At 39.8% G+C, this 25551-nt stretch carries 24 protein-coding genes, 1 tRNA gene and 1 pseudogene; 7 read left to right on the top strand and 19 right to left on the bottom strand.

Translation table 11 applies throughout. From position 1 onward, the window contains the following. Window positions 1–255: 255 nt before the first annotated feature. The 4 genes from AXW61_RS03520 to uvrB form a co-directional block, all read right to left on the bottom strand. Complete coding sequence (locus AXW61_RS03520; protein WP_062032422.1) at window positions 256–1713, bottom strand: glyceraldehyde-3-phosphate dehydrogenase; 1458 nt, start codon at window positions 1711–1713, stop codon at window positions 256–258. A gap of 323 nt (window positions 1714–2036) precedes the next feature. Continuing rightward, window positions 2037–2972: an EamA family transporter RarD gene (rarD, locus tag AXW61_RS03515; RefSeq protein WP_062032421.1), complete on the bottom strand. Its 936-nt coding sequence runs from the start codon at window positions 2970–2972 to the stop codon at window positions 2037–2039. A gap of 147 nt (window positions 2973–3119) precedes the next feature. Continuing rightward, window positions 3120–3704 (bottom strand): lipocalin family protein, encoded by a 585-nt coding sequence (locus AXW61_RS03510; protein WP_062032419.1) that lies wholly within the window; start codon window positions 3702–3704, stop codon window positions 3120–3122. A 103-nt stretch (window positions 3705–3807) separates the two neighbouring features. Further along, window positions 3808–5829, bottom strand: a complete 2022-nt coding sequence (gene uvrB / locus AXW61_RS03505) for an excinuclease ABC subunit UvrB (RefSeq protein ID WP_062032431.1) — start codon at window positions 5827–5829, stop codon at window positions 3808–3810. 175 nt (window positions 5830–6004) lie between these two features. On the opposite strand from uvrB, the gene AXW61_RS03500 reads away from it, so the two are divergent. From AXW61_RS03500 to AXW61_RS03490, 3 genes are all read left to right on the top strand, one after another. Continuing rightward, complete coding sequence (locus AXW61_RS03500) at window positions 6005–6796, top strand: hypothetical protein (protein WP_035326512.1); 792 nt, start codon at window positions 6005–6007, stop codon at window positions 6794–6796. 439 nt (window positions 6797–7235) lie between these two features. Further along, window positions 7236–7859 carry a hypothetical protein gene (locus AXW61_RS03495; protein ID WP_240487432.1) on the top strand — a complete coding sequence of 208 codons (624 nt, stop codon included), beginning with the start codon at window positions 7236–7238 and terminating at the stop codon, window positions 7857–7859. Window positions 7860–7976: 117 nt separating this feature from the next. Continuing rightward, on the top strand, window positions 7977–9443 hold the full coding sequence (locus AXW61_RS03490; RefSeq protein ID WP_062032416.1) for a sensor domain-containing diguanylate cyclase: 1467 nt from the start codon (window positions 7977–7979) through the stop codon (window positions 9441–9443). A gap of 43 nt (window positions 9444–9486) precedes the next feature. On the opposite strand, the gene AXW61_RS03485 is transcribed toward AXW61_RS03490, so the two are convergent. After that, on the bottom strand, window positions 9487–9666 hold the full coding sequence (locus AXW61_RS03485) for a hypothetical protein (RefSeq protein WP_062032428.1): 180 nt from the start codon (window positions 9664–9666) through the stop codon (window positions 9487–9489). A 217-nt stretch (window positions 9667–9883) separates the two neighbouring features. Here AXW61_RS03485 and AXW61_RS03480 point away from each other — a divergent pair, with 217 nt between their 5' ends. Next, window positions 9884–11110, top strand: coding sequence for a pyridoxal phosphate-dependent aminotransferase (locus AXW61_RS03480; RefSeq protein ID WP_005399684.1), 1227 nt, complete (start codon window positions 9884–9886; stop codon window positions 11108–11110). A gap of 103 nt (window positions 11111–11213) precedes the next feature. Here the strand turns inward: AXW61_RS03480 and AXW61_RS03475 are convergent, their stop codons facing one another. Then, on the bottom strand, window positions 11214–12083 hold the full coding sequence (locus tag AXW61_RS03475; protein ID WP_062032414.1) for a DMT family transporter: 870 nt from the start codon (window positions 12081–12083) through the stop codon (window positions 11214–11216). A 131-nt stretch (window positions 12084–12214) separates the two neighbouring features. Further along, complete coding sequence (locus AXW61_RS03470) at window positions 12215–12634, bottom strand: GFA family protein (RefSeq protein WP_062032411.1); 420 nt, start codon at window positions 12632–12634, stop codon at window positions 12215–12217. Between the two features lie 341 nt (window positions 12635–12975). Between AXW61_RS03470 and AXW61_RS03465 the strand changes: the two genes are divergently transcribed. Continuing rightward, a complete protein-coding gene (locus AXW61_RS03465) occupies window positions 12976–13410 on the top strand; it encodes a PaaI family thioesterase (RefSeq protein WP_062032408.1) in 435 nt (144 codons plus the stop codon). Window positions 13411–13479: 69 nt separating this feature from the next. On the opposite strand, the gene AXW61_RS03460 is transcribed toward AXW61_RS03465, so the two are convergent. Then, window positions 13480–13938 (bottom strand): hypothetical protein, encoded by a 459-nt coding sequence (locus AXW61_RS03460; protein ID WP_062032405.1) that lies wholly within the window; start codon window positions 13936–13938, stop codon window positions 13480–13482. 251 nt (window positions 13939–14189) lie between these two features. Here AXW61_RS03460 and AXW61_RS03455 point away from each other — a divergent pair. Continuing rightward, window positions 14190–14265 (top strand) — tRNA-Asn (locus AXW61_RS03455). A gap of 810 nt (window positions 14266–15075) precedes the next feature. Here AXW61_RS03455 and AXW61_RS03450 read toward each other — a convergent pair. The 11 genes from AXW61_RS03450 to AXW61_RS03400 form a co-directional block, all read right to left on the bottom strand. Next, the gene (locus tag AXW61_RS03450) at window positions 15076–15729 is read right to left on the bottom strand and encodes a tRNA-(ms[2]io[6]A)-hydroxylase (RefSeq protein ID WP_062032402.1); all 654 of its coding nucleotides are present in this window, start codon (window positions 15727–15729) and stop codon (window positions 15076–15078) included. Between the two features lie 24 nt (window positions 15730–15753). Continuing rightward, the gene (gene pdxJ, locus AXW61_RS03445) at window positions 15754–16479 is read right to left on the bottom strand and encodes a pyridoxine 5'-phosphate synthase (RefSeq protein ID WP_062032398.1); all 726 of its coding nucleotides are present in this window, start codon (window positions 16477–16479) and stop codon (window positions 15754–15756) included. A 13-nt stretch (window positions 16480–16492) separates the two neighbouring features. Continuing rightward, complete coding sequence (gene recO, locus AXW61_RS03440) at window positions 16493–17203, bottom strand: DNA repair protein RecO (RefSeq protein ID WP_004980401.1); 711 nt, start codon at window positions 17201–17203, stop codon at window positions 16493–16495. A gap of 10 nt (window positions 17204–17213) precedes the next feature. Continuing rightward, window positions 17214–17411 (bottom strand): NF038104 family lipoprotein, encoded by a 198-nt coding sequence (locus AXW61_RS03435; protein WP_062032395.1) that lies wholly within the window; start codon window positions 17409–17411, stop codon window positions 17214–17216. A gap of 35 nt (window positions 17412–17446) precedes the next feature. Beyond that, on the bottom strand, window positions 17447–18475 hold the full coding sequence (gene era / locus AXW61_RS03430; RefSeq protein ID WP_062032393.1) for a GTPase Era: 1029 nt from the start codon (window positions 18473–18475) through the stop codon (window positions 17447–17449). 6 nt (window positions 18476–18481) lie between these two features. Next, window positions 18482–19174, bottom strand: coding sequence for a ribonuclease III (rnc, locus tag AXW61_RS03425; RefSeq protein WP_058869418.1), 693 nt, complete (start codon window positions 19172–19174; stop codon window positions 18482–18484). Then, complete coding sequence (locus tag AXW61_RS03420) at window positions 19146–19520, bottom strand: DUF4845 domain-containing protein (protein WP_004693667.1); 375 nt, start codon at window positions 19518–19520, stop codon at window positions 19146–19148. Before AXW61_RS03420 ends, rnc begins: the two co-directional genes overlap by 29 nt. Before the next feature lie 21 nt (window positions 19521–19541). Beyond that, a complete protein-coding gene (gene lepB, locus AXW61_RS03415; protein WP_004693669.1) occupies window positions 19542–20369 on the bottom strand; it encodes a signal peptidase I in 828 nt (275 codons plus the stop codon). A gap of 20 nt (window positions 20370–20389) precedes the next feature. Then, window positions 20390–22207: a translation elongation factor 4 gene (gene lepA, locus AXW61_RS03410; RefSeq protein ID WP_062032390.1), complete on the bottom strand. Its 1818-nt coding sequence runs from the start codon at window positions 22205–22207 to the stop codon at window positions 20390–20392. Between the two features lie 346 nt (window positions 22208–22553). Next, complete coding sequence (locus AXW61_RS03405; RefSeq protein WP_004980406.1) at window positions 22554–23099, bottom strand: Ail/Lom family outer membrane beta-barrel protein; 546 nt, start codon at window positions 23097–23099, stop codon at window positions 22554–22556. Window positions 23100–23323: 224 nt separating this feature from the next. Next, the gene (locus AXW61_RS03400; RefSeq protein ID WP_004645384.1) at window positions 23324–24070 is read right to left on the bottom strand and encodes an IS5-like element ISAba31 family transposase; all 747 of its coding nucleotides are present in this window, start codon (window positions 24068–24070) and stop codon (window positions 23324–23326) included. A 79-nt stretch (window positions 24071–24149) separates the two neighbouring features. Here AXW61_RS03400 and AXW61_RS03395 point away from each other — a divergent pair. Further along, window positions 24150–25550: pseudogene (locus tag AXW61_RS03395) on the top strand (hypothetical protein); the annotation flags it as partial. Window position 25551 lies beyond the last annotated feature (1 nt).

The following is a 25551-nucleotide window of genomic DNA, read 5'->3' as shown; positions in this document are numbered from 1 at the left end:
AAGCTCGAAAATCATTTTAAAGCCTTTGATTTGACTTTCTTTTACCTTAATAACGGATTCGTTTAACGCCAGCATACTTTTTGAAACACCACCATGTTCCAATTATTCTAAGTAAATAAGTCAGAATTAAGCATTGGCAATTCTTAGCACTCAAGCCAATACTTATGTCACCCAACGCACCTGATTGGCCTCATCCACAACAACAGCGCAAAAAAAAGAGCCTCAATTGAGGCTCTTTCTAGTCGCTATTACAAATTATGCATTTGTTTCAGCTGGAATTTTTGGATAGCTTACGCCGCCCATTTGCTCTGCAATACGTAAAACTTGGCAGCTATAACCTACTTCGTTATCGTACCAAACATATGCAGTTAAACGGTTGCCCGAAGTGATTGTTGCTTGCGCGTCAAATACACCTGCTGTACGCGAACCGATAAAGTCAGATGATACAACTTCAGTCGAGTTGGTATAACCAATCTGACCTTGAAGGCTAGAGCTGATTGAGATTTTACGAATGTATTCATTCACTTCATCACGATCAACTTCTTTATCTAAAGTTAAGTTCAAAATCGCAAGTGAAACGTTTGGTGTTGGAACACGTACAGAGTTACCAGTCAATTTACCTTGAAGTGCTGGAAGTGCTTTAGCAACCGCTTTAGCCGCACCAGTTTCAGTAATTACCATATTCAACGTTGCAGCACGACCACGACGGTCCGCTTTATGGTAGTTGTCGATTAAGTTTTGGTCGTTTGTGAACGAGTGAACTGTTTCAACGTGACCATTCAACACTGTGTATTTGTCATGCAAAACTTTAAGTGTTGGTGTAATCGCATTCGTTGTACAGCTTGCAGCAGAGATAATCGTATCTTCATCAAGAATGTCAGCTTGGTTTACACCAAATACAACGTTCTTCATGTCGCCTTTACCAGGTGCAGTCAAGATCACACGTGCAGCGCCTGGGCACTTAAGGTGGTGAGCAAGACCTTCCGCATCACGCCATTTACCTGTGTTGTCGATCACTAATGCATTGCTAATACCATAATCGGTATAATCAACTTCAGTTGGGTTCGATGCATAAATCACTTTAATGAATTGACCATTTGCAATGATTGCTTCGTTTTCTTCATCAACAGAAATCGTACCAGAGAATGGACCATGGATTGAGTCACGGCGTAATAAAGACGCACGTTTTTCCAAATCACCATCAGATGATTTACGAACCACAATCGCTTTTAGGTTCAAACCACGACCAAGACCAGACTGACCAATCATTAAACGTGCAAGAATACGACCGATACGACCAAAACCGTAAAGAACAACGTCACGACCTTCTACTGAAGTCGCACGACCTTCTACAGATTTAACAGCGGTTGCGACAAATGCGTCAACATCGCCACCTTGCTCTTTAAATGCAACGGCTAATTTGCCTAGATCAATTTCAGCAGTACCGATATTTTCAATTTTAGCCAACGCTTCAAGAATTGGGAACGTGTGTACAACTGAAAGCTCAACGTCCATCATACGAGTGAAACGGTGCGCTTTTAAAATTTGGATAACTGAACGGTTAACTAAAGAACGTCCAAACACTGAAACCACAATATTTTTTTCACGGTAAAGCTGACCGATCAAAGCGATCATTTGTTCCGCGATTTCTTCACGGTTTTTCCAGCGACCTTGGTGTTCTGCGTGTAGGGCGATGATAGTCTCTTTGCTCACAGATACGTCCTCTAATTAATTTAATCTAAGCATAAATTTTAAAACCCAACAATTGTAAAGGATTTAACGCCAAGTTTGAATCGAAAGCTGTAAATGCATGATGTTTTTTGTCGTATATTCATTATTAATTTAAGAAATGATTGCATTTAGTCTTATGATTTTGCAGTATAAAAATTAAAAAAATATTTTTTTAGATAAAAAATAAACAGTTACGTAAATGATGTTTTATCAAACAGTCAACTATTCTTAAAGGGCAAAAAACAAATCAGAAACATGCTTATCGCCCAAATTCTAGTGCAATGACAGCTCCGAACATCATCAAATTAGTCTGAATGTTGCTGTTTTTCAAAATGCTCAATATTTCGTTCGAGCTGTTTTTTATTTTGTTGCTGTTTATATAAATGCAACACACCTTCAATAATCAGCAATAAGACTGCGAACCAAATTGGAATATAGGTAAACCACTCACCTGCCTCTATACGCTCTCCCATCGTAACCGATGCACCCGCTAAGAGTACTGGTTCTAAATAACTCAGCAAACCAAAAATCACAAAAGGTAAATAACGACTTGCTAAAATATAACTGCCCAAGCCCATCGCACTTAGAAAACCTAAACCAATGACAGCGAGAATAAGATGCGGAAACTGCTGCATCAACATCAAACTATCACTATGTACAAAACCTAAATAAAATGCGACAGGGAGGATTAAGCACAGATCCCACCAGAAGCCGCCTAAATGATCTGTTTTACAAACACGGCGCAAGAAGAAATACAAAGGATAAGCCACAGCAACATAGACTGTTTCCCATGCCATACTGCCAATACGCCAAATTTCATGTCCAACCCCAAGTACCGCAAAAGCGACCGCAACCATTTGCCAGCGGGACAGTTCTTCCTTATAGAGCACGCATCCCACTAACACCATCACCAAAGGCAATAAAAAATAGCCGAGGGATACTTGTAAGCCACGACCATTCATCGGTCCCCATAAAAATAGCCACAACTGCGTGGTACATAAAACCGAACTAAACAATAACCAAGCAAACATCCAAGGTTGTTTAAAGATACGCTTAAACAACTCCGAAATGAGTTTTAAATCACCACTCCACCACATGAATGCGGTTAAAAAGGGTAAGGTCGAAAGCATACGCCAAGCAAAAGTTTGCTCACTATCTAAGGGCTTTAAAAAAAAGGTATAAAAATACAAAACCCCAAAAGTGACGGATGCTAAAACCGATAGTGCAACACCTTTATACATCCTTCACTCCACATTGTTTTACACGATTTTAATAGGCGCCGATTATAAAGCGTTCGACTGTATAAAGCTTTATTATTCAAGTTTTAAAATACGTATATGAAACTAAAAAAGCCATGCTTCAGCATGGCTTTCAAGACTTAATAAATTTTACTTTTGCAATTGTTTGGTATGAATCAAATCATTCAAGTCATAACCCACTGACTTTGCATATTCTAAGTATTCATTAATGACCTTTTGGTCTGGTTGTGGCGAGCGAGAAAGCACCCACATATACTTACGGCGTGGCTCACCCACTAAAACCGTTTGATAGTCATCATCAATTTTTAAAATCCAATAATCCCCGCGTGCCACAGGTAACCAACGCACCGCCTCAGGTAAAAAACTCACTTTCAACTTACTATTAAAAGGGGGGTTTTGTACAAATGCCTCACCTATGGACTGCATCAGCTTGCCATCTTGAGCATAACAGCGGTTATCTACGGTCACATTGCCATTTTCATTCAGGGTATAAGTAGCCGAGACATTAGTTCCACATTTATTTTGGAAGTACATGGGCTTACGTGCAATTTCGTACCAAACACCCAAATAACGGTCTAATTCAACCTTATCCACCACGGCTAAGGGTTTGCTCTGGGCATAAGCCATGGTTGCCATGCCTAACCCGACTAAAACAGCACCACCTACAGCAATTTTGGCAAGCGTAAAACCCGCCTTTGGAAGATTTGCAGACATAAACTGTACCTTTAATATTTCAGAATTTATGATCTAAAAATAAACATCTCTTTAAAAAATAATGCTTTCTGCCCAAATTACTGTAGCGTTATGTAAATGTAACTTAGGTTAGAAGTTGTACTTTTAAGCGCAAAATTTCATCTCGTAGACGTGCAGCTTGCTCAAACTGTAGCTCTTTAGAAGCTTTTAGCATTTCTTTTTCCAGCTTGCTTAAATGCTTGGCAAGAAGTTTTGGATCGGACAGCAAGTGCTGCTCATCTGAACTGAGCGTTTGGTGTTGATCTGCAATACCACTTTCAACTTGATCATCTGTCAGCACTTCACCTGTATCAATATCCTTTTTATTTTGTCTGATGGTGCTACGCGGAATAATGCCATGCAGCTCATTAAAGACCATTTGTTTTTCACGACGACGGGCTGTTTCATCGATGGCTTTTTGCATCGAATCGGTAATCCGATCACCATATAAAATCGCTTTGCCTTTTACATTGCGTGCTGCACGACCAATGGTTTGAATCAAAGAGCGCTCAGAACGTAAGAAACCTTCTTTGTCCGCATCCAAGATCGCCACTAAAGATACTTCAGGCATGTCCAAGCCTTCACGTAGTAAGTTGATCCCGACGAGGACATCGTAGACACCTGAACGTAAGTCATGAATAATTTTCACCCGTTCAACGGTATCAATATCTGAGTGCAGATAAGCAACTTTGACTCCATACTCTTTTAAATACGAGCTTAAATCTTCTGCCATGCGTTTGGTTAAGGTGGTAACCAAAACCCGCTCATCTAGATCTTTACGGATATTGATCTCAGACAAGACATCATCAACTTGAGTCAATACTGGACGTACTTCAATTTCTGGGTCAATCAACCCTGTAGGACGAACCACCTGCTCAGCTATTTGTTCGGCTTTTTCAAGCTCGTATTTGGCCGGTGTTGCACTGACATAAATTGTTGCTGGCGTAATCCGTTCCCACTCTTCAAACTGCATTGGACGGTTATCTAAAGCACTAGGAAGACGGAAACCATAATTCACCAAGTTTTCTTTACGCGAACGGTCACCTTTATACATCGCGCCAATTTGCGGCACAGTCACGTGTGACTCATCAATAATTAGTAAGGCATCATCAGGAACATAATCAAATAAGGTCGGTGGTGCTTCGCCCGCAGGACGACCTGACAAATGACGTGAATAGTTTTCAATACCGTTGGTATAGCCCAACTGCTGCATCATTTCTAGATCATAACGGGTACGTTGCTCAATTCGCTGAGCTTCAAGCAATTTGTCATGTGCACGAAAGAAACCTAAACGCTCTTTTAACTCTTCACGAATCTTGCCTATGGCGCGCTCTAAATTATCTTTCGGTGTTACATAGTGACTTTTTGGATAAATGGTTACACGCGGAACTTTACGTACCAGTTTGCCTGTCAGTGGATCGAACCAACGAATCGAATCGACTTCATCATCAAACAACTCGATTCGAATCGCATGCTGATCCGATTCGGCAGGGAAAATATCAATAATTTCCCCACGGATACGATAGGTACCGCGTAAAAACTCAAGCTCATTACGGCTATATTGCATTTCCACCAAACGACGAATGACGTCATCACGTGCGATACGATCGCCCTGTACAATATGCAGCAGCATGCTCATATAGGCATTGGGGTCACCCAAACCATAAATAGCAGAAACTGAAGCAACAATAATTGCATCGCGACGTTCTAAGAGTGAACGTGTTGCAGATAAACGCATTTGGTCAATGTGGTCATTGATCGCAGAATCTTTTTCAATAAATGTATCTGAAGATGGCACATAGGCTTCAGGTTGGTAATAGTCATAATAACTAACAAAATATTCGACGGCATTGTTCGGAAAGAAAGATTTGAACTCACCATAAAGCTGTGCGGCTAAGGTTTTATTATGTGCCATCACAATGGTCGGACGTTGCGTCCGCGCAATCACGTTGGCCATGGTATAGGTTTTACCTGAACCCGTAACCCCAAGTAACAACTGGTCGTGATAGCCCTTTTCTATTCCAGCAACAAGTTTTTCAATGGCTTGCGGCTGATCACCTGCGGGTTGGTAATTGGTGACTAAATCAAAAGGTTGTTTCTCACTCACAGACATATCCCAAGATTTGCTTCTTCAACCGACTATTTTAACAGATTCAATCCCGAGCAATTCTTGCTTTTAGATTTTTAATGTAATTTACTGAAAATATTACAAAGATTTTTCACTTGACCCCCCCGTATTTCAAGGGCAACATGAAGTGAAGAAGAGCGAAAAATCAGAGCCTATGACTTACCAATATCATGACGAAAGCATCGTCAAAAACCTAGATGAACATACCGTATTTGTGTTTGGTAGTAACATGGCAGGTCAACATGCGGATGGCGCTGCCCGAACTGCACTTGAGCACTTTGGCGCAATAAAAGGCGTCGGACGTGGTTGGTCAGGGCAAAGTTATGCCATTCCCACTATGAACGAACACTTACAACAAATGCCACTTTCGCAAATTCAACACTATATTGATGACTTTAAAATCTATACTAAAAATCACCCTAAAATGACTTACTTTCTAACCTCTATTGGCTGCGGTATTGCGGGGTATAAAGTTGAAGAAATTGCTCCCATGTTTAAAGGCATTTCTCATAATGTTATTTTCCCTGCATCATTTCGCCCATTTGTGGAAAGAACACTGCCACGTCTGAGCAAAAAGTTTTTGCACACCATTTTTAACGATGCTGTGATTTTCAGTACCCAAAATGATGACATGCTGATTCAGCATTTGGCCTTAACCGATAATGAAAAAAGCTTAGCCAAAATTATCCTCAACACGCGTATGTATCCAACCGACAGTAATGGTCGCGATCGTGTGTTTGAAATTGAAGATATTTTACATGCGCTGTCAGGGAAAATATTTGATTTTGAGACCAACGCGGAGGGGCGCATGCTTTTTGGTGGTGCCATTCTAGCGCTGTTGGAACTGTATAATATCAATGAACAAGACTTCATTGAGGTTTGGCAAGGCACACGAGAAATCGCACCACCGAAGCCCGAACATCGTGCGCGGAAAGCCTTACGTTAAATCCAGTCTTCTCAAAAAAGCCAATCCATCAGATTGGCTTTTTCCTTAAAAATAATAAGAGTTATTGAAATCTCCCCTATCCCCCAATCGCCAACTACTACAAAAAATGTGACGGTACTGTTTCTGCTTTTTTCTTTTAGACTGATGCAAATAGACTTACACTGCAAATCATAATTATATTTTTCAAAAACTTAAATACATTATACGAACCAATCGACACATCGAAGTATTAAAATCTAAAAGAAATAAGCATGCCGTTTTTAGTATGGTGGTTGCCGTTGTCATGCTGATTGCATTTTATCAACTGCCTCAGTTTCAAGATTTTAATTTTATAAATCTATCCCCTATATATTTTATCTTTGTTATTTGCTTATCCTTCCTCAAAAAGACAAAGAACGAACAACCAAAAAAGAACAACCTCCTCTTAAATATTTTATTCATGACGGCACCCTTCTTCATCATTAATGTTTTTGCACTTTCCAGTCTCAGCAAATTTACTGACTATTCGGCTGTACGTATTGCACACCATATACCCACCCCACAACATATCGAAGACCAAATTCTCTTAAATAGCTACACTGCGGGCTCTAGGCGAAATAAATCAAATTATGAATATGTTGTGTTGAATGAAGCTTCTCAGCAGCAACCACTAAGACTGGTGTGTAATTTTATGGATCGCTTTAAAAGCTGCCCACTCTTAGAAAACTTTCAACAACAAGCAGTTAGTATTCGTTATTACACAGACAACCGTCAGTTTATCTACCCAGAAGTTTTAGTGTTATCGGTCACAGCAGACAACACAACCATCAGTAGCCAAGACTTCATCCAGATCTACCAACAACAACGAAACAATTTTTTGATTTATTTATTCTTCATGGTATTGATTCCAAGCCTGTTAGTAATCAATTTATTTTGGCGCGACCATCAATATCAACAATCACAAACTTTTCGCTATCGACCTCAAAGCATTTTGCGCTTATCAATATCAGCATATACGCTCTTTAAACTTCAAAACCATTGGAGCTTATGCACTTTCTATGCGCAATCAATATGCATTTTTTGACTAAATCCCTCCATAAACTCACATAAATTTTAAAAATAACTTTTTTTATCACATTATTTTAAAAAGTTTTTTTAGCGCTTATACTGCTTTAAATTCCAACATAAAAACGAGATATAAATGCAATTATTGGACTCTCCTATTTTTGAATTATCTCCCATTGCCATGTGGTTAGAAGACTTTAGCGAAGTACAAAAACAATTCGATCTTTGGCGGAGTGAAGGTGTTGAAGATATTGCGTCTTTTCTGTTGGAAGACAAATCACGTATTTTAAGTTGTGCGCATAAAATTAAAGTCCTGCATGTCAACCCGCAAACCTTAAAACAATTTGAAGCCCAAAGTTTTGAAGACTTAACCGCAAACCTTGCGCAAATTTTTAAAGCAGATATGTCAAGCACTCATTTAAATGAGCTGGTCGCACTTTGGAATGGTGAGACCTTATTTGAAAATACTGCTGTAAACTATACGCTTACAGGTCATCGCCTTGACATTCGACTGCGCGGGACAGTACTTCCCGGTCATGAACACGATCTTTCATTGGTTTTGATCACCACGGAAGACATCACGCCTTATGCCAATGCACAACGTTTAGAAGAAAAAAGTCGTTTAATTGCTGAAGCACGTTTTCAATACTCGCCTACTTCGCTTTGGGTTGAGGACTTTAGCCGAGTCAAAGCACGTTTAGATCATTTACGTCGTTTGGGGATCAGTGACTTTAAAACCTTTCTTGATGTCCACAATGACTTTATCAATGAATGTCTCAGAGACATCATGGTTACCGATGTCAACCAAGCCACACTCGATCTGTTTGCTGCACGTGACAAAGACCATTTACTTAAAAATTTGCATAAAGTCTTTCAGAACGAAACCCAACAGACCTTTCGACATCAGTTGCTCGAACTGTGGGATGGCAATATTCAACATAACTGCGAAGCGGTCAATTATGCACTCGATGGAAGTATTCGCCATGTGCTGTTACATTTTGCCGTGTTTCCAGGCTTCGAAGACGATTGGGGTATGGTACAACTAGCGCTCACCGATATTACTGCACGTAAAAAAGCCGAAAATTATCTTGAGTACTTAGGCAAACATGATGTCTTAACCAAACTTTATAACCGCTCTTTCTACAGCACTGAAATCAACCGACTTGAGCGCAACAACCTACGCCCTGTGTCTTGTATTTTCTTAGATATGAATGGCTTAAAAGCTATCAATGACAACCTTGGTCATGATCAAGGCGATAACTTATTACGCCGTATGGGGAATACCCTGAATCAGTTAATTGAAAATACGCAATACTCTGCTTCAAGGATCGGTGGTGATGAATTTGTGGTGCTATTACCTGCCGCCGATGAAGCCGCATTGAACCATTGTATTGAAAGTTTGCATGAGCTTTTAATGGTAGATAACCAATTTAATAATCATCAACCTATTAGTGTGTCGATTGGCACTGCCACCAGCCAGCCAAATGAACGGGTTGAAGATATGCTTAAACGTGCCGACACTGCGATGTATGAGCACAAAAAAACCTACTATGCAGAAAATGATCGACGGGTTAGCAATTACAACCCAGCGAATGATCAATAAAAAAGCGCCCTAAACAGGGCGCTTTTTTTATCTCAATGGCGAATCAACGCTTACCCATTGAACGGCGTGTACCACGAGGTGGCATCCACGTGCGATCTGCATATTGCTCAGGTTTTGGGCGCACCTGATTATGTGCAACATCATCAGAACTGCCTTCTACGTTCGGCATTGGGAAAGGGAGATTCACCAAAGGTTTTTTTGAAGTAGGCTGTTGCTTACTCATGACCATCACTCTCATCAAATTAGGTTTATTTTAAAGTTTTTTTCTTTGAGATGCGAGAAACTTCCTCATTCTGTCAATTTTTGCATTTAGAAACTCAAAATTAAAAAAAAATTTATGTTTTTTTCAGAAATTCTGTGTTTTTAAACGCCTTGCTAGAGTTTTTTGAGCTAAGATAGTGTGCTTTTTATTTTTTAATCCCCATAAGAAGGAATATGCCGTGGACGTACGTCTCTCTGATCGTGTAAATGCCATCAAACCGTCCCCAACTCTTGCTGTGACCAACAAAGCTGCTGAATTAAAAGCGGCTGGCAAGAATGTTATTGGCTTGGGCGCAGGTGAACCTGACTTTGACACCCCACAACACATCAAAGATGCAGCAATTGCAGCGATTAACAACGGTTTCACAAAGTACACCGCTGTAGATGGTACGCCAGGCCTTAAAAAAGCGATTATTGCAAAATTCAAGCGTGACAATAACCTTGATTATGCTGCAAACCAAATTTTGGTTTCTTGTGGCGGCAAGCAGTCATTCTTTAACTTAGCATTAGCTTTGCTAAACAAAGGTGATGAAGTGATCATCCCTGCACCATTTTGGGTAAGCTACCCAGATATGGTGATTATCGCTGAAGGTGTTCCTGTTATTGTAAAATGTGGTGAAGAACAACGTTTCAAAATCACACCTGCTCAACTTGAAGCTGCGATCACAGACAAAACGCGTTTAGTGGTTTTAAACAGTCCATCAAACCCAACAGGTATGATCTACACTAAAGCTGAATTAGAAGCTTTGGCTGATGTTCTTCGTAAATACCCAGAAGTTTATATCGCTTCTGACGATATGTACGAACCAATCCGTTGGGATGACGAATTCTACAATATCGCAACAGTTGCACCAGACCTTTATGACCGCACAATCGTGTTAAACGGTGTGTCTAAAGCGTATGCAATGACTGGCTGGCGTATTGGCTATGCAGCGGGCCCTGCTAAGCTTATTGGCGCAATGAAAAAAATCCAATCGCAATCAACTTCAAACCCAACTTCTATTTCACAAGTTGCTGCTGAAGCTGCGTTGAATGGCCCTCAAGACGTTCTTGAGCCAATGATTGAAGCATTCAAACGCCGTCATGACTTGGTTGTTAGCGGTTTGAACGACATCAACGGTATTTCTTGCTTACCTGCTGATGGTGCATTCTATGCATATGCAAACATCCGTCCATTAATTCGTGCGAAAGGCTTAAAATCTTGCACAGAATTCTCTGAATGGTTATTGGAAGAAACTGGCGTTGCCGTAGTTCCTGGTGATGCATTCGGCTTAGGCGGTTTCATGCGTATTTCTTATGCAACTGCTGATGAAGTACTTGTAGATGCGCTTGCACGTATCAAGAAAGCGGCTGATTCAATCGAAGGCGTAGATGCTGCGATTGCTTCAATTGCTGCTGAAAAATAATTTAACCCTTTAAAGTTAAATTAGAGAAACCCGCGAACTTTGCGGGTTTTTTTATTTTTAATCAAAATCTGAAAAATTTGCTCTTAAGCCCGTTTAAATAATTTTAGAGCCGTGTAGTACCAGCAGAATCTATTGTATCTACGTCTTTATTGCGAGATGACGCCGAGATCACCAAGGCAATGCCTGCCAGAATAATCGTCGCAGAAATAATGATTCGGAAACTCAACGCTTCCCCAATAAACAATGCCCCACCCAGAATCGCCAAACATGGCACGGACAATTGCACACTACTGGCCGTGACCCGATCAATTTTCTTCACTATGGCATACCAAAGTACATATGCCCCACTTGATGCCAAACCACCAGATAAGAGCGCTAGCAGCATACCTTTTGGGTTAATAAAACTCTGTGTGTAAAAAAATAAATAGACCAAGACGACAAAAGGAATCGCCACTACAAAATTTGCCAAGCTACTGGCCAGTGGATTATGCATATTTTTACCTGCGATGCTATACATCGCCCAACCTATGCCTGAAAGCACCATCAATACAGCATAACCCAAAGGAGGTGCCGAAGCTCCTGGGAGCAATAAAATCAAAAGACCTAAAATAGCGATCACCAGCCCCAAACCGCGTCGCAAATTGATTTTTTCACCATGACACAGGCCATAACTGACCATACTTAACTGAACTGTCCCAAACAGTAGTAATGCACCCACACCCGCGTCGATATGCAAATAGGCCAGTGAAAAAGCCACAATATATAAGGCAAGAAAAAATCCGTTTTTTACACTCCACTCTATTTTGGCCTTATGAGTAGAGAGCATATACAGTAGAAATAACACCATTGCACCGCTACAGACCCGAAGTAAGCTAAAACTCATCGGATCAATCTGCTGCTCAGCCAACGCTAAACGACATAGCACCGAATTCGCTGCAAAGGCCAACATTGCAATGGAAATTTTAAGCAGCATGTTTGAGCGTCCTTATTCAACAGCCTGCTTTAGATATATCGAATATATCTTATTAAATCTAGAGAGTTTTGCTCATGAAATTTATCAGCAATATCAATGTGCAACTCAGATGATTCAACCTGAATACCTTATTATTTAGCATCATCTGGTGAAAATAAAGCAATCACATCAGCTTCCGTGAGCTGCTCCGTAGAATACTTGAATTGGTAAAAATCAGGCTTATTATCAATATAAATTTCTGTTGTAAGTTTTAAATCTTTTGGCTGTTCTTCCATCGCAAATACATTGATATTGCAATAGCTGCCGTCCTGAGTTCGCCAAAAAAGCGACGTACCACATTCGCTACAAAAACCTCGCTCACCCCAGTCTGATGATTTGAATAATTTTAAATATTCTTGATTGTCAAACTTTAAACTAGTGGGTTCCACATCAATACTCATGAGCACCCCACTCGACTGCTGGCGGCACATAGAACAATGACAAGCATGAACATCATGATTCTTGAGGACGGCTTGGAACTTGGTTTTACCGCATAAACAGGACACGTTCATTGTGAGTTCCTTCTTCATATGAAGACTGTGTAAATTACTAAAACCTTGTTTATCTTATATATAAATACAAAACAAAAGAGTGTATAAATTTTGTGCACAACTTTTTATACAATGATCACATCTAGCTTGCTCAGTTCCATCAACACTCAAATTATCAAAATGAATAATCCTAAATCTTTTCCCTACAATATGTTCATAGCATGAGCTCAATCCATGATTACGATTTCGTTGATTTTGTACTGATCAATCCAATACTGAATATTGACGAAAAGACTGAATTTTGTTTAATTGGACAGCAAGTTCCGAAAAGGAACTCATAGATAAATATAGGAATGAACAAGATGAATCCCAAAGAAATGACAGGACTACAACTCTTAGAAGCCATGTGTACAGGAAAAATTCCACCTGCAAGTATCAGTGAAACCATTCCCATGCAGCCTTTTGAAGTTTCTGAAGGGAAAATTAGTTTTAAAGCAAAAGCAGATCATCGCCATTTAAACCCGCTTGGTGGCGTGCATGGTGGCTTTGCAGCAACAGTACTCGACTCAGTGACGGGTTGTGCCGTACATACTATGCTTGAAGCTGGTGTTGGCTATGGCACCATTGATCTGAATATTAAAATGTGCCGACCGATTCCAAGAGACAAAGAACTACTTGCCATCGGCAGCGTGATCAACATCAGTAAGAACTTAGGTATTTCTGAAGGTAAAATTGTAGATGAAGACGGTAAACTCTACGCCCATGCCACAGCCACCTGTATGATTATTCGCCCCTAAAAACGAAAGGCACTGATAATATTCAGTGCCTTTTTCATGTCAAAGAAAACTTTAATGCAGCACGACAGATCAAATTGCGGTTTTAAACGTCTTCAGCGTCTGCAATTTTGAGGCATCAGGACGCTCAGCTCCTTTATAAATACAATAGTATTTAAACGCGCTGTCTAAACTTACGTCTAAGCTTTTGTCTTCAGCAGCAGACCAGACTTTTGAACGATTACTGCCTGATAAAGCACTGCCTGACAACTGATACAAATACAGATCATGTTCTCGCTGCACAGCCTTTTTAAGAGTAGTCGTCGACTGTGTTGAAAGCAACTGACAAGGACTGTTGACCAGCCAACGCTCACTAAACCAAAGTTGTAATAAATCACCCAAATACAAGTCTGTACAACCGACTGGCCAAACATCAATATAGGCTGACTCTACAGGGGTATAGTATTGTTCAGGGTTTGAAATAATAGAGAGATACTGATCTTGATAATCAGCTAGGTTTGCAAAAATATCGGAAATGGTAAGCGTATTCATTCGCTTTCTCCTGTTTAGCCATTTTAGTGCTGGCAAGTTGGTTATAAATCCACACTGTTTAAGTTTTCACTTAAACGCTCTGTTGTTAGAATCAGACTATCAATGACTTTTCAACATTGCAAGCACTTCAATACGATTTTTTTTGAAAATGATTTTTTTGTTCAAATAAAAAGCATCCAATATAAAAATGACAACAACATGACATTTTAGACTTGACCCACTATGAAATGTCCTTATAATCGCATGCAGATTCTCCAATAGCTCAGTCGGTAGAGCGACGGACTGTTAATCCGCAGGTCCCTGGTTCGAGCCCAGGTTGGAGAGCCAAATTCTAGAAAGCCCACACCATATATCGTGGGCTTTCTTCTTTTCTAAGTCTTAAAAGTTTCGCTGTTTAAGATGTAAATCTTCCAGCTAAACCTAACAGAAAGCCAGAACTAAACTATTCTCAAAAAATAACTTATCTTAAAAACACTAAAAAATGATTCACAAGAAAAATCATGAGTACATTTAAAACACATATGGATGTTCGTTCAGATCACTTGCCGATCACAGCAACTGAAATGAAAAAATAGGAAGGATAAATTATTGGTGAACTATTAGCCCAACATCTTGCTGAACAATTCAATCAACAACAACTCGCAATCGCTGCAATTCACAATGAAGATTGAGGATACTTACTTAGTTTTAGTCATCCCACTTTATTAGATGTAATCGTTATGAGAAAAATGGCAACTTATTTTTAATTTTTATTCACCCACCACAGCCAATCATTAAAAAAATATTTTTTTAAGAAAATAGATCTTCAACCCAATTAAGTCATGTCTCTGAGACTTTGCGAAATACTCTTTCTGATGCAACAATTTTTCATGATGTGCAATGGTGGAACATTGAAGATATAAAAAAGTACAATAAATCATCGTCAAAATTCTAAGCACACCTACTCAAATAACTCATTCCACTGACTCATATTTCGCGATTTTATTGAAAGAAATTACAGCTCTCAATACATCATATCTACCCTTCTTTGATTAAAAAGCCCAATCGATAAAGATTGGGCTTTTTAATGAGTCAGGGCTCTACACTGAGAATCTGCAACGATGAACAGCGTAAAGACTGTACCGTTCGTGCACCTCCCTAAGCCGCTTCCGCAGGCACACCACTATGGAAACGGAACACATCATCAGGTGTACTAATTAGCTCTTTTTCGACATTACGGATATGATCAATACGGGCTTGAATATCTTCTTTCGGATTTTTCAATTTCCCCGTTTGCGCAACCTCTAAAGCCAGAGCCAAATAATCTTCAAAATGACGTGATTCAGACTTCAGCAAGTAACGATAGTAACGACCTAATTCATCATCAACCAAGGGTGCTAACGCGTAAAAACGCTCACATGAACGCGCTTCTACAAAGGCACCAATGATTAAAATATCAATTAAAGCCTCAGGCTCATAAGTCCGTACTTCTTTACGCAAACCACCCGCATAACGACCAGCACTCAGATTGCTCCACTCTAGCCCGCGCTTTTTCATAAATTCAAGCACTTGCTCATAATGCAACATTTCTTCACGAACCAGTTGTGCAAGCTTGACTTGCAAATCTGTAAAAAAGCTATAGCGAAACATGAGGTTCATCGCTGTGCCTGCAGCTTTCTTCTCACAATTCGCGTGGTCTTGCATCAGCACATCAAGATTATTCAGTGCTTCAGCCAACCAAGTTTTTGGTGTTTCACAGCCCAAGAAGTCCATGACGGGCTTCATGAGTTCATCATAATTGATATTCGACATATTCAAATCTTAGAAACTTTAAAATTAACGTGCAGCTTTAATCACTGCTTTCATTTCACGCACGGCTTGTTCCAAACCCACAAAAATAGCATCGGCAATCAGTGAATGACCGATATTTAATTCGTGGATCTGTGGAATTTGCGCAATTGGCGTTACATTTTCAAGGTTGAGTCCATGCCCAGCATTGACGACTAAACCCTTAGATGCCGCATATTCAGCACCTTTGACAATACGTTCAAGCTCATGTTGCTGAGCTTCAGGTGTTTCTGCATCAGCATAAGCGCCTGTATGAATTTCAATGGTTGGTGCACCACAAGCAACCGCTGCATCAATTTGTGCAAAGTCAGCATCAATAAACAAGGACACATCACAGCCAATCTCAGACAAGGCTTGAGTCGCCGCTTTGACATCGTCAAAATGTCCAACCACATCCAAACCACCTTCAGTCGTCACTTCTTGGCGCTTTTCAGGAACGAAACACACATGATGCGGTTTAATTTCTTTGGCAAACGCAATCATTTCATCTGTAACTGCCAACTCTAAATTCATACGTGTTTTAAGCACTGGACGCATACGACGCACATCATCGTCCTGAATATGACGACGGTCTTCACGTAAATGCAAAGTAATACCTTCTGCACCCGCTTGCTCACAGATCAGTGCTGCATTGACTGGATCTGGATAAGAAGTCCCACGCGCTTGTCGTAAAGTTGCCACGTGGTCAATATTTACACCAAGTAATGCAGCCATATTCATTTCCTAATTACGATTGAGTTTGAGTGTTCTGAATCCACAACTGACGACTTTTTAAGGGGCGATCGCCCAACAATGAACTGATCATTTGTCGATACAACTTGGTCAGCAATTGTAACTGTTCCAAACCAAAATCCCTACCCTTTTCATATTGGCACATGCTTAAAATTTGCTGTCCATTTAAGGTCGCTCGCGAAGCTTGTGCAGTAGGAATAAAGCCTTCATTCAGCTGGAATATATAGTTGAGTGATGCTTGAATTTCTAGTTGATTGGCATCAGTCGAAAAATCTAAGGCATAGCCCAAATCTTCCAGCAGTTCGTGCTCAAACTGTCTTAGAATTTGTTTTAAAAATTGATTGGGATCTGCTTGCTGCGCCAGTTGTTGTAATTGCGTTAGCGTATGTGCATATTGAGCAAAACTTTGCTCCATTTGTACTTCGAGCGGACATAGTCTGAGCAGAATCTCATTGAGATAAAAACCTGAAAAAAAAGCATCCCCGAAGAAAAAAATCGGCTGATTGACAATTTCAAGTTTTGTAAAATTTTTGAGTTCAGATTTACCCGAAGCTTGTAAACAAATCGGCTGATATTGTGGCGGTGGAGTTTGCCTTAGAATACCATCAACTCGCCCATGCTCTTGGGTAAATAAATGCACAATATGACTACGTTCACGGTATTTTCTATGGTGAATTAAATAACCATGCAGTACTTCATTGCGCATGAGGAATTAACTAATCTTTTTTATCTTTATCATTCTGTTCGCTGTCTTCATCATCCCCATCTGGGATAACAGCACCAACCACCGCTGCGGTTCCTTTCACCACGCCTTTTGTGGTTTTATACGCAATCTTTACAGGAACGGTGACGATCTTGTGTACACAACCTTGCAAAAACAACATACAAGCCATTACTGCGAACATTTTGACCATAACACCATCCCTATAAAAATTTGTTTTCTTAAAACTTAGATATCGCTATAACCTAAGCTTTTCAATGCACGTTCATCATCAGACCAACCACCTTTCACTTTAACCCAAAGCGTCAGCATGATCTTTTGTTCAAACATTTTTTCCATATCGATACGGGCATCCATACCAATTTTCTTAAGCTTAGCGCCTTTTTCACCAATCACAATTGCTTTCTGGCCTGGGCGGTCTACAAAAATCGTTGCATCAATGTATGTACACGCTGGTTTTGGACGACCTGTTTTTTCATTCACCGTTGCTTCTTCAGTCTTAAACGACTCAATTTGCACGGTTAAATCATAAGGTAGCTCTTCACCCAACTGACGCATAATCTTTTCACGGATAATTTCTGATGCCAAGAAACGCTCAGAACGATCTGTCAGTTGATCCAATGAATACATCGGTGGTTGGAAAGGTAAATATTTTTCAATGGTATCGCGCAGATGGTCTAAGTTTGCACCACGTAGTGCAGAAACAGGAACAATCTCAGCAAAATTCATTAATTTTGCACGCTGTTGAATCAAAGGTAATGCATGGTTTTTATTTTCAAGTGTATCAATTTTATTGATCACAAGAATCACTGGCATCTCTGCATTTTTGAGTTTTTCCAAAACGAGCTCATCGTTTTGAGTCCACTTGTCTGCATCTAGAACAAACAATACCAAGTTGACATCACGCAATGCAGAAGACGCAGCACGGTTCATCATTTTGTTGATGGCGCGTACTTCTTTTTTATGCATCCCTGGTGTATCAACAAATACCGCTTGAGATTTTGCACGTGAATCAATTCCCACAATTTTATGACGTGTGGTTTGTGGTTTACGTGAAGTAATCGATAATTTTTGACCCAACAAATGGTTCATCAACGTAGATTTGCCTACGTTTGGACGACCGACAATTGCCACAAAGCCGCTACGAAAATCCGTTGGGATTTCTGTGCCTTGTTCGCTAAAAAATTGGCTAATTAAATCATTACTGTCGCTTTGCGACTCGTGATCAGCATCGATGTGATCGGAAGAATTTGACATGGCAGATTACTGCTCCAAAAGTTTTAAAATATCCGCCGCAGCAGCTTGTTCAGCAAAACGGCGACTGGTACCCTCACCCATTACAACAGACAATCCATCCACTTTACACTCCACTTTGAAATGCTGATTGGGTGCATCGCCTTGAATATCGACCACATCATAAACTGGGAGAGCTTTTTTTCGTGCCTGAAGATATTCTTGTAAACGAGATTTAGGATCTTTAAGTTGATCGGTTGGCTCGATATGGTCTAAATATGGCTCGTACCATTTTAACACAATCGGCTCCAACACCGTTAAATCACTACAATCCACATAGATTGCACCAATAATAGATTCAACCGTATCCGCAAGGATGGACTCGCGATGATGTCCACCTGATTTTAACTCACCTGTACTTAAGATGAGTGACTGGCTCAGTTTTAAATCATTTGCAATCTTACCTAAAGCTTCCTGACGAACCAAGGTTGCACGCATACGCGTCAAACGGCCTTCGTTCTCAGTTGGATAAGCTTTGTAGAGATAATTTGCAATAATCATCCCTAACAAAGAATCGCCTAGAAACTCTAGGCGCTCATAGTTGTATTTGTGGCTCACCGATCGGTGGGTCAGTGCAAGCTGAAGTAATTCAGGTTGTTTAAACTGATAACCGATACGGCTCGCTAAGCGGGCTTCACTTAGCTTGGACTGAGCTTTGATCAAAACTTTTCTCGAACTTTAATACTAAATCTATATTCAGTAAGAAGGGTTTTCTTACCTCATACTCCTTTTTCACCTGCAACCCTTCGGTATTGGTGACTTGCATAATTTCTTTAATCTTCACATCACGAATGCCATTCATATCCAAACGCTTTGAAAGCTGACTCTCAAACTCCGCGGGCTGAATATTTTTCGGGCTGCTTTGAAATACTTCCTCAATTTGGCTATTGATCATCCGATCATCAAAATAGGGAGCCCAAACTGCAATTGCCACTTTCGCCATAAATGCAAACCCCATGATTGCAAATAAAATGGCGATATAAGATGCCCCTTGTTGATTCTTGCGCATTTTTTATTTTCCGAATCGATATTAGTCAATGCTACCGTTACGGTTAAATGACGGCAACTTAAAGCCAGGTTCTTTATGCATCCAAATATAAAATGCACGACCTGTTAGGTTCTGTTCAGGAACCATTCCCCAGAAACGACTGTCAGCACTTTGGTCGCGATTATCCCCCATCGCAAAGTACTCACCTTCTTTTACTTTCACTTCCCAATATAAACCATTTTCAGCAGAGTATTTACCATTTTCTACAAAGTTAATATAGGGTGCTTGGCGTGCAACATTAACACCTTCTAACTCACGCATGGTAAAGGTATGCTTGCCAATGGTTTCTTTATGATATATCGAAGTAGGCGTATCTAAACGGTCTTTTTCACGACTAAATTCAACAGGAACCTTAGCAACTTTTTGACCATTAATGGTTAATTGGCCATGATCAAAAACAATGTGATCGCCAGGAATACCAACTACACGTTTGATATAGCTGATCGTCGGTTGCGGTGGATAACGAAAGACGATCACATCACCACGCTCAGGCTCGCCGACATCAATCACTTTTTTATTCACAATCGGTAGGCGCACACCATAGTCAAACTTGTTGACCAAGATGAAGTCACCCGTTTCTAAAGTCGGCACCATCGAGTCTGAAGGAATATTAAAAGGTTCATAAAAGAATGAACGTAAGCATAGAACAATCGCAAGGACTGGCCAGAAATCATAAGCCCATGTAATGACAAAATTTTCATTTCCCTTGCCTTTCGTCGCTCGTTGTTTAAATACAAATTTATCGAGCAACCACACCAAAAAGAAAATCAGTGTGACAGGAACAAGTATCAAATTAAAATCAAAATCCATGGGCTTATATTCCTACCTTTTTATCTTTCTACTTTCAACACAGCCAAGAACGCTTCTTGTGGGATTTCTACACTTCCCACTTGCTTCATGCGTTTTTTACCTTCTTTTTGCTTCGATAGCAGTTTCTTCTTACGAGAAACATCACCACCATAACATTTCGCCAATACGTTTTTACGCATTGCCTTTACGGTTGAACGAGCAATAATTTGTGCGCCAATGGCCGCTTGAATTGCCACATCAAACATTTGACGTGGAATCAAATCTTTCATTTTTTCAACCAATGCAATACCACGATGACGGGCATCTTGACGGTGACAAATCATTGCCAAGGCATCGACTTTATCGCCATTGATCAATACATCGACTTTTACCAATGATGAACTTTCAAAACGTACAAAGTTATAATCAAGCGATGCAAAACCACGTGAACACGACTTCAATTTATCAAAGAAGTCCATCACCACTTCCGCCATTGGAATTTCAAAGGTGATCGAAACTTGGTTCGCCATAAACTTCATGTCTTTTTGAACACCACGGCGCTCTACACACAAAGTCATCACATTACCCAAATACTCTTGCGGTACAAGGATATGACACTCAGCAATCGGCTCACGTAAGTCTTCGACTGTTGAACCATCTGGCATTTTAGATGGGCTATCGATATAAATCGTTTGACCATTCTTCATCACCGCTTCATAAATCACGGTCGGTGCAGATGAAATGAGGTCTAAATCATACTCACGCTCTAAACGCTCTTGCACGATTTCCATGTGTAGCATGCCTAAGAAGCCACAACGGAAGCCAAATCCTAAAGCATCTGAGCTTTCAGGTTCAAAGAATAACGCCGAGTCATTGATCTGAAGTTTATGCAAAGCTTCACGGAACGGTTCAAATTCACTTGAATCAATTGGGAACAAACCTGCATACACCTGCGGCTTCACTTTTTTAAAGCCTGGTAAGGTTTTGACTTCTGGTGTGCTTGCAAGGGTAATCGTATCACCCACTGGTGCACCAAAAATGTCTTTAATCCCTGCAATTACGAAACCAACTTCACCCGCTTCAAGGATGTCTGTTTCTGTATGCTTAGGATTGAAAATACCCACAGAAGTAATGATGTGCGTTTGGCCTGTTGATTTCATCAACATCTTGTCGCCCTTACGCACACGACCTTCTTTCACGCGCACCAAAGAAACCACGCCTAAGTAGTTATCAAACCAAGAGTCGATAATTAAAGCTTGTAATGGCGCATTACGATCACCAGTAGGTGCAGGAATGACATTAACAAGGGTTTCTAAAACGCTATCAATCCCAAGACCTGTTTTTGCTGAACAGGTTGGCGCTTCAGTCGCTTCAATACCAATAATGTCTTCAATTTCTTGAATCACACGTTCAGGTTCAGCCTGTGGTAAATCAATTTTGTTGAGTACAGGAAGGACTTCGAGACCTTGCTCAATTGCGGTATAGCAGTTCGCAACCGACTGTGCTTCCACGCCTTGCGCCGCATCTACAACCAACAATGCACCTTCACAAGCCGCCAATGAACGTGACACTTCATATGAAAAGTCGACATGCCCTGGGGTATCAATAAAGTTCAATTGATACTCTTGACCATTTGGATGAGTATAATACAAAGTAACCGACGCAGCTTTAATGGTAATACCACGCTCACGTTCAAGTTCCATGGAGTCAAGTACTTGTGCTTGCATTTCACGATCTTGCAAACCACCACAGGTTTGAATAAAGCGGTCAGCGAGCGTTGACTTCCCGTGGTCAATGTGAGCAATAATGCTAAAGTTTCGTATATTATTGATATCTACAGACTTTTTTACAACTGCCATAAACTACTCTAAAAATATGTACACAATCATGTACTCAACTGTAAAAGTACAAACGACGTGCAAAAAGAATGTTGCTAAAAACTTCGCACAGTATAAGCAGATAAGTGTTAAAAATATATATTGTGATTGAGAAAAACTATCTTACAGAACAAAGTGAATACAACTGATCATTAAGGCTGTGGTGAAGTGCTACATTGAGAAGAAACAAGGAAGTGACACCAATAACCCATTTATACAAAAAAAATAATCGAACGCAGGTTATTTATTTAACATAGTAGTGCTTATACAAAAGCCCTCTCTTAGAGGGCTTTTGTTTGTCTATTAAAACAATTGAAACTAAATTAGCTTAGAAGCGGTAACCAACACCGATATTGAAGCCATTTAATTTAGCACTCTCGCCTTCAAATTTAACTTTAGTGCCTTCATAACCTACATGTACAGATACATTTTGTGCTGGATTAACAGCCACACCCGCGCCATATGCAAATTCTGTTTTAGTAAGACTGCTTGAATAGCTGTAACTTCCATCAAACTCATGATCGCTATAATCGCTCTTAACATTAGCAAAACCAGCTAAGGCATATGCACTTACATACTCGTTAAAGCGGTATGCTGGACCAGCTAAAAGTGAAAATGATTTAACTTCGGCTTCTTCAACACCATAACCATAATTAGATTTGTCATCACCAGATACATAAGATGCAGAAACCACTACACCTACTGGAGATTCATTTTCAAAGCGGTATTGTGCATTCACGCCTTTTAAATCTTTAAAGTCTTCTGCTTTTGTTTGTGCATAGCCAACAGAAATTGTGTGTTGAGCCGCAACAGCATTGATAGAAACACCCAGTGCGCAAGCAAAAATAGCGCCACGAATAATATTTTGAATCATCTTATACCCTTTATATTGATTATTAGTCATTTTCTAATTAGTAATGACTATTAAGTGAATAAATTCACCGCCAATATTATTTCATTATCAATACAAGAAAGGTATTGCAAAATTACACAAAATTTACCATTCGGTATATTTATTAGCCATTTGTACAGTTTTGTAGATTTGATTATTTATTTTAGAGTTTAGGGTCTGTTGACATTTACTGTTCATAATTAACCCTATAAAGGTAGCCATAAAAATATACAGGCTAAAGCAACAGAACTTTGATAATTTCTTTTGAGCTTGTCATATCGAGTAGCTATTCCTCTAAATTGCTTTAATCTACAAAACATATTTTCAACTAAATGTCTGATTTTATATAAATACCAGTCCATATGGTCATTGTTCGATTGGCTATTTGTTTTCTTTGGTATATTCGCTTTTGTCCCTGTTTTCCTGATCTGTTCACGCAGTGGTTCTGAATCATAGCCTTTATCTGCACATACCACTTTTGTCTCTTTTAAATCTAATGTTGATATTAAATCAGGTGCAACTTTAACATCATGTGTGGTTCCATCGGTAATCATGAAATCAATAGGATTGCCATGTGCATCAACAATCAAATGTATTTTTGAGGAGTTTCCTCCTACACTTTTAGAAATAGATTGATTCGCTATGCCGGCAGAATGTTGATGAGCACGTACATGAGAGCCATCAATAAAAATCCACTCCATATCGGGGCATGAGGCTAATAATTTGAATAATCTAAGTAACTTACCGCTGCTTGACCAACGATTAAAACGTTTGAAAATAGAGTTTGAATGACCAAAACAACAAGGAATATCTCGCCACGGACAGCCTGTTCTAATTCTATAGAGAATAGCTTCAATAAAATTGCGTAAATTTGAGTTGTGGTGAATGGATAAATTACGCAGAATAACTTTCAACTTTTGCCAGTGTTGATCTGTCAGCATGGTACGAGGCATAGCGAATAGTAAAATTGGGTTTGGCGATTTGATTTTACTACTTCGCTATTTTTTTAAGCTAAAAGTGTCAACACACCCTAATGCTTTAGCCGATAAATTGAATGAATTTAATCAAAATGCACCTGCCTTATTACAATGGTTTCAGCGTATTCAGCAGGATGCCAATTTTGCCCTGATGCCTGTGGAGTTTAAGCGTGCTAAACGAACAATAAGTTTCGACGATGCTCGTGATTTGCTGGGTTTAACTCAGCTTTTTGAAAATCATCAGATTGAAAAACATGCCAATCTCACTCGTTATATGACGATAATTCAAGGTATGGCCAAACTTTGGATTCATTTATTCACAGGTATGCGGGATAACGAAGTGAATCAGCTGTCTTATGACTGCTATCAAACCGTTCAGAGCAATGAACATCGTGTGCATGTGTTGATGGGTTACACCTCTAAGTTACATGGTGGCGGTAATAAATCGACCTATTGGATCACGTTTGAAGATATTCAGTTTGGCGTACGTGCAGCGCAAAGTATTGGTGAAATCTATGCTTTGCTCAATCCACATTATGATATGTCTAATCCTGCTGAATACCCATTATTTCCAACGCTTTACTCGCAAAAGCATCGAAATAAAAATAATCGAAATATTAAAAACGAAACGGATTTTATTTCCAATTTTTCAGGTGCTCCGACGCGAACGCAATCCAATTTTAATCTTTATCGATCTGCGATTTTAACGATGTTCGGGAAAGCATTAAGAATCTGTGAAAGTGATTTAGCCGAACTAGAAGCTTTCGATGCTTTCCGCAACTGGCGGGACGAAAAAGACTGTCAGATTGGCAAATATTGGAATATCTGTACTCATCAATTTCGGCGTTCTTTAGCAGTATATGGTGCGCGTTCAGGTGTGATCGGTTTGGGGGCTTTGTCAGTTCAATATAAGCATTTAACTGAAGCGATGACGTTATATTATCGGGAGAACTCAGTATTTGCTCCCAATATTTTAGCCAGTGATAGCCAGAAAGAGTTTATTCAAGAACTGGAATATCAGCGGCTGGTGCATTCCTACACTCAGTTTGAGGAAGGCGTAATCAGTACTTCTAGTAAGCTCTTTGGTGGTGCAGGAACCTATTTACAGTTGCAAAAAGACCGTGAGCAATTACTCAAGGTGTTTCCTAACCGTATTGAAACCATCAAGCGGATGAAAAAGGGTGAAATCGCCTATAAACCTAGCCTTTTTGGGGCTTGTACCAACCCTGATTCTTGCGAAAAAATTTCTTTTACGGCTATTACGAGCTGTCTAAGTTGTGCACATGCAGTGTTTGATGCTGTCAGTGCAGAGAAGATGAAAAAAGCAGTACAACGATTACAACGAGCACGAGATACACAAGCACCAAGCAGTTTGCTGTACGGTCAAATGGATAGCGAGATTATGGCTTTAAATAAGACTATTCAAAAAATTAAAACGATTAATATTGAGGTTTAAA

The sequence above is a fragment of the Acinetobacter sp. BMW17 genome, assembly GCF_001592855.1.
In the GTDB taxonomy this organism is placed as follows: domain Bacteria; phylum Pseudomonadota; class Gammaproteobacteria; order Pseudomonadales; family Moraxellaceae; genus Acinetobacter; species Acinetobacter johnsonii.
The sequence above is the reverse complement of the archived record's forward strand: the minus strand, read 5'-3'. Positions and strand labels throughout refer to the sequence as shown.

Bases quoted from the DNA above. Each gene is read 5' to 3' on its own strand.
- recO (WP_004980401.1), bottom strand. From the start codon at position 17,203: ATGCGCAATGAAGTACTGCATGGTTATTTAATTCACCATAGAAAATAC.
- pdxJ (WP_062032398.1), bottom strand. From the start codon at position 16,479: ATGGCTGCATTACTTGGTGTAAATATTGACCACGTGGCAACTTTACGA.
- era (WP_062032393.1), bottom strand. From the start codon at position 18,475: ATGTCAAATTCTTCCGATCACATCGATGCTGATCACGAGTCGCAAAGC.
- AXW61_RS03500 (WP_035326512.1), top strand. From the start codon at position 6,005: ATGACTTACCAATATCATGACGAAAGCATCGTCAAAAACCTAGATGAA.
- lepB (WP_004693669.1), bottom strand. From the start codon at position 20,369: ATGGATTTTGATTTTAATTTGATACTTGTTCCTGTCACACTGATTTTC.
- lepA (WP_062032390.1), bottom strand. From the start codon at position 22,207: ATGGCAGTTGTAAAAAAGTCTGTAGATATCAATAATATACGAAACTTT.
- AXW61_RS03485 (WP_062032428.1), bottom strand. From the start codon at position 9,666: ATGAGTAAGCAACAGCCTACTTCAAAAAAACCTTTGGTGAATCTCCCT.
- AXW61_RS03405 (WP_004980406.1), bottom strand. From the start codon at position 23,099: ATGATTCAAAATATTATTCGTGGCGCTATTTTTGCTTGCGCACTGGGT.
- AXW61_RS03495 (WP_240487432.1), top strand. From the start codon at position 7,236: ATGACGGCACCCTTCTTCATCATTAATGTTTTTGCACTTTCCAGTCTC.
- AXW61_RS03420 (WP_004693667.1), bottom strand. From the start codon at position 19,520: ATGCGCAAGAATCAACAAGGGGCATCTTATATCGCCATTTTATTTGCA.
- AXW61_RS03435 (WP_062032395.1), bottom strand. From the start codon at position 17,411: ATGGTCAAAATGTTCGCAGTAATGGCTTGTATGTTGTTTTTGCAAGGT.
- AXW61_RS03465 (WP_062032408.1), top strand. From the start codon at position 12,976: ATGAATCCCAAAGAAATGACAGGACTACAACTCTTAGAAGCCATGTGT.
- AXW61_RS03460 (WP_062032405.1), bottom strand. From the start codon at position 13,938: ATGAATACGCTTACCATTTCCGATATTTTTGCAAACCTAGCTGATTAT.
- AXW61_RS03490 (WP_062032416.1), top strand. From the start codon at position 7,977: ATGCAATTATTGGACTCTCCTATTTTTGAATTATCTCCCATTGCCATG.
- AXW61_RS03400 (WP_004645384.1), bottom strand. From the start codon at position 24,070: ATGCCTCGTACCATGCTGACAGATCAACACTGGCAAAAGTTGAAAGTT.
- AXW61_RS03450 (WP_062032402.1), bottom strand. From the start codon at position 15,729: ATGTCGAATATCAATTATGATGAACTCATGAAGCCCGTCATGGACTTC.
- AXW61_RS03470 (WP_062032411.1), bottom strand. From the start codon at position 12,634: ATGAACGTGTCCTGTTTATGCGGTAAAACCAAGTTCCAAGCCGTCCTC.
- AXW61_RS03510 (WP_062032419.1), bottom strand. From the start codon at position 3,704: ATGTCTGCAAATCTTCCAAAGGCGGGTTTTACGCTTGCCAAAATTGCT.
- AXW61_RS03475 (WP_062032414.1), bottom strand. From the start codon at position 12,083: ATGCTGCTTAAAATTTCCATTGCAATGTTGGCCTTTGCAGCGAATTCG.
- rarD (WP_062032421.1), bottom strand. From the start codon at position 2,972: ATGTATAAAGGTGTTGCACTATCGGTTTTAGCATCCGTCACTTTTGGG.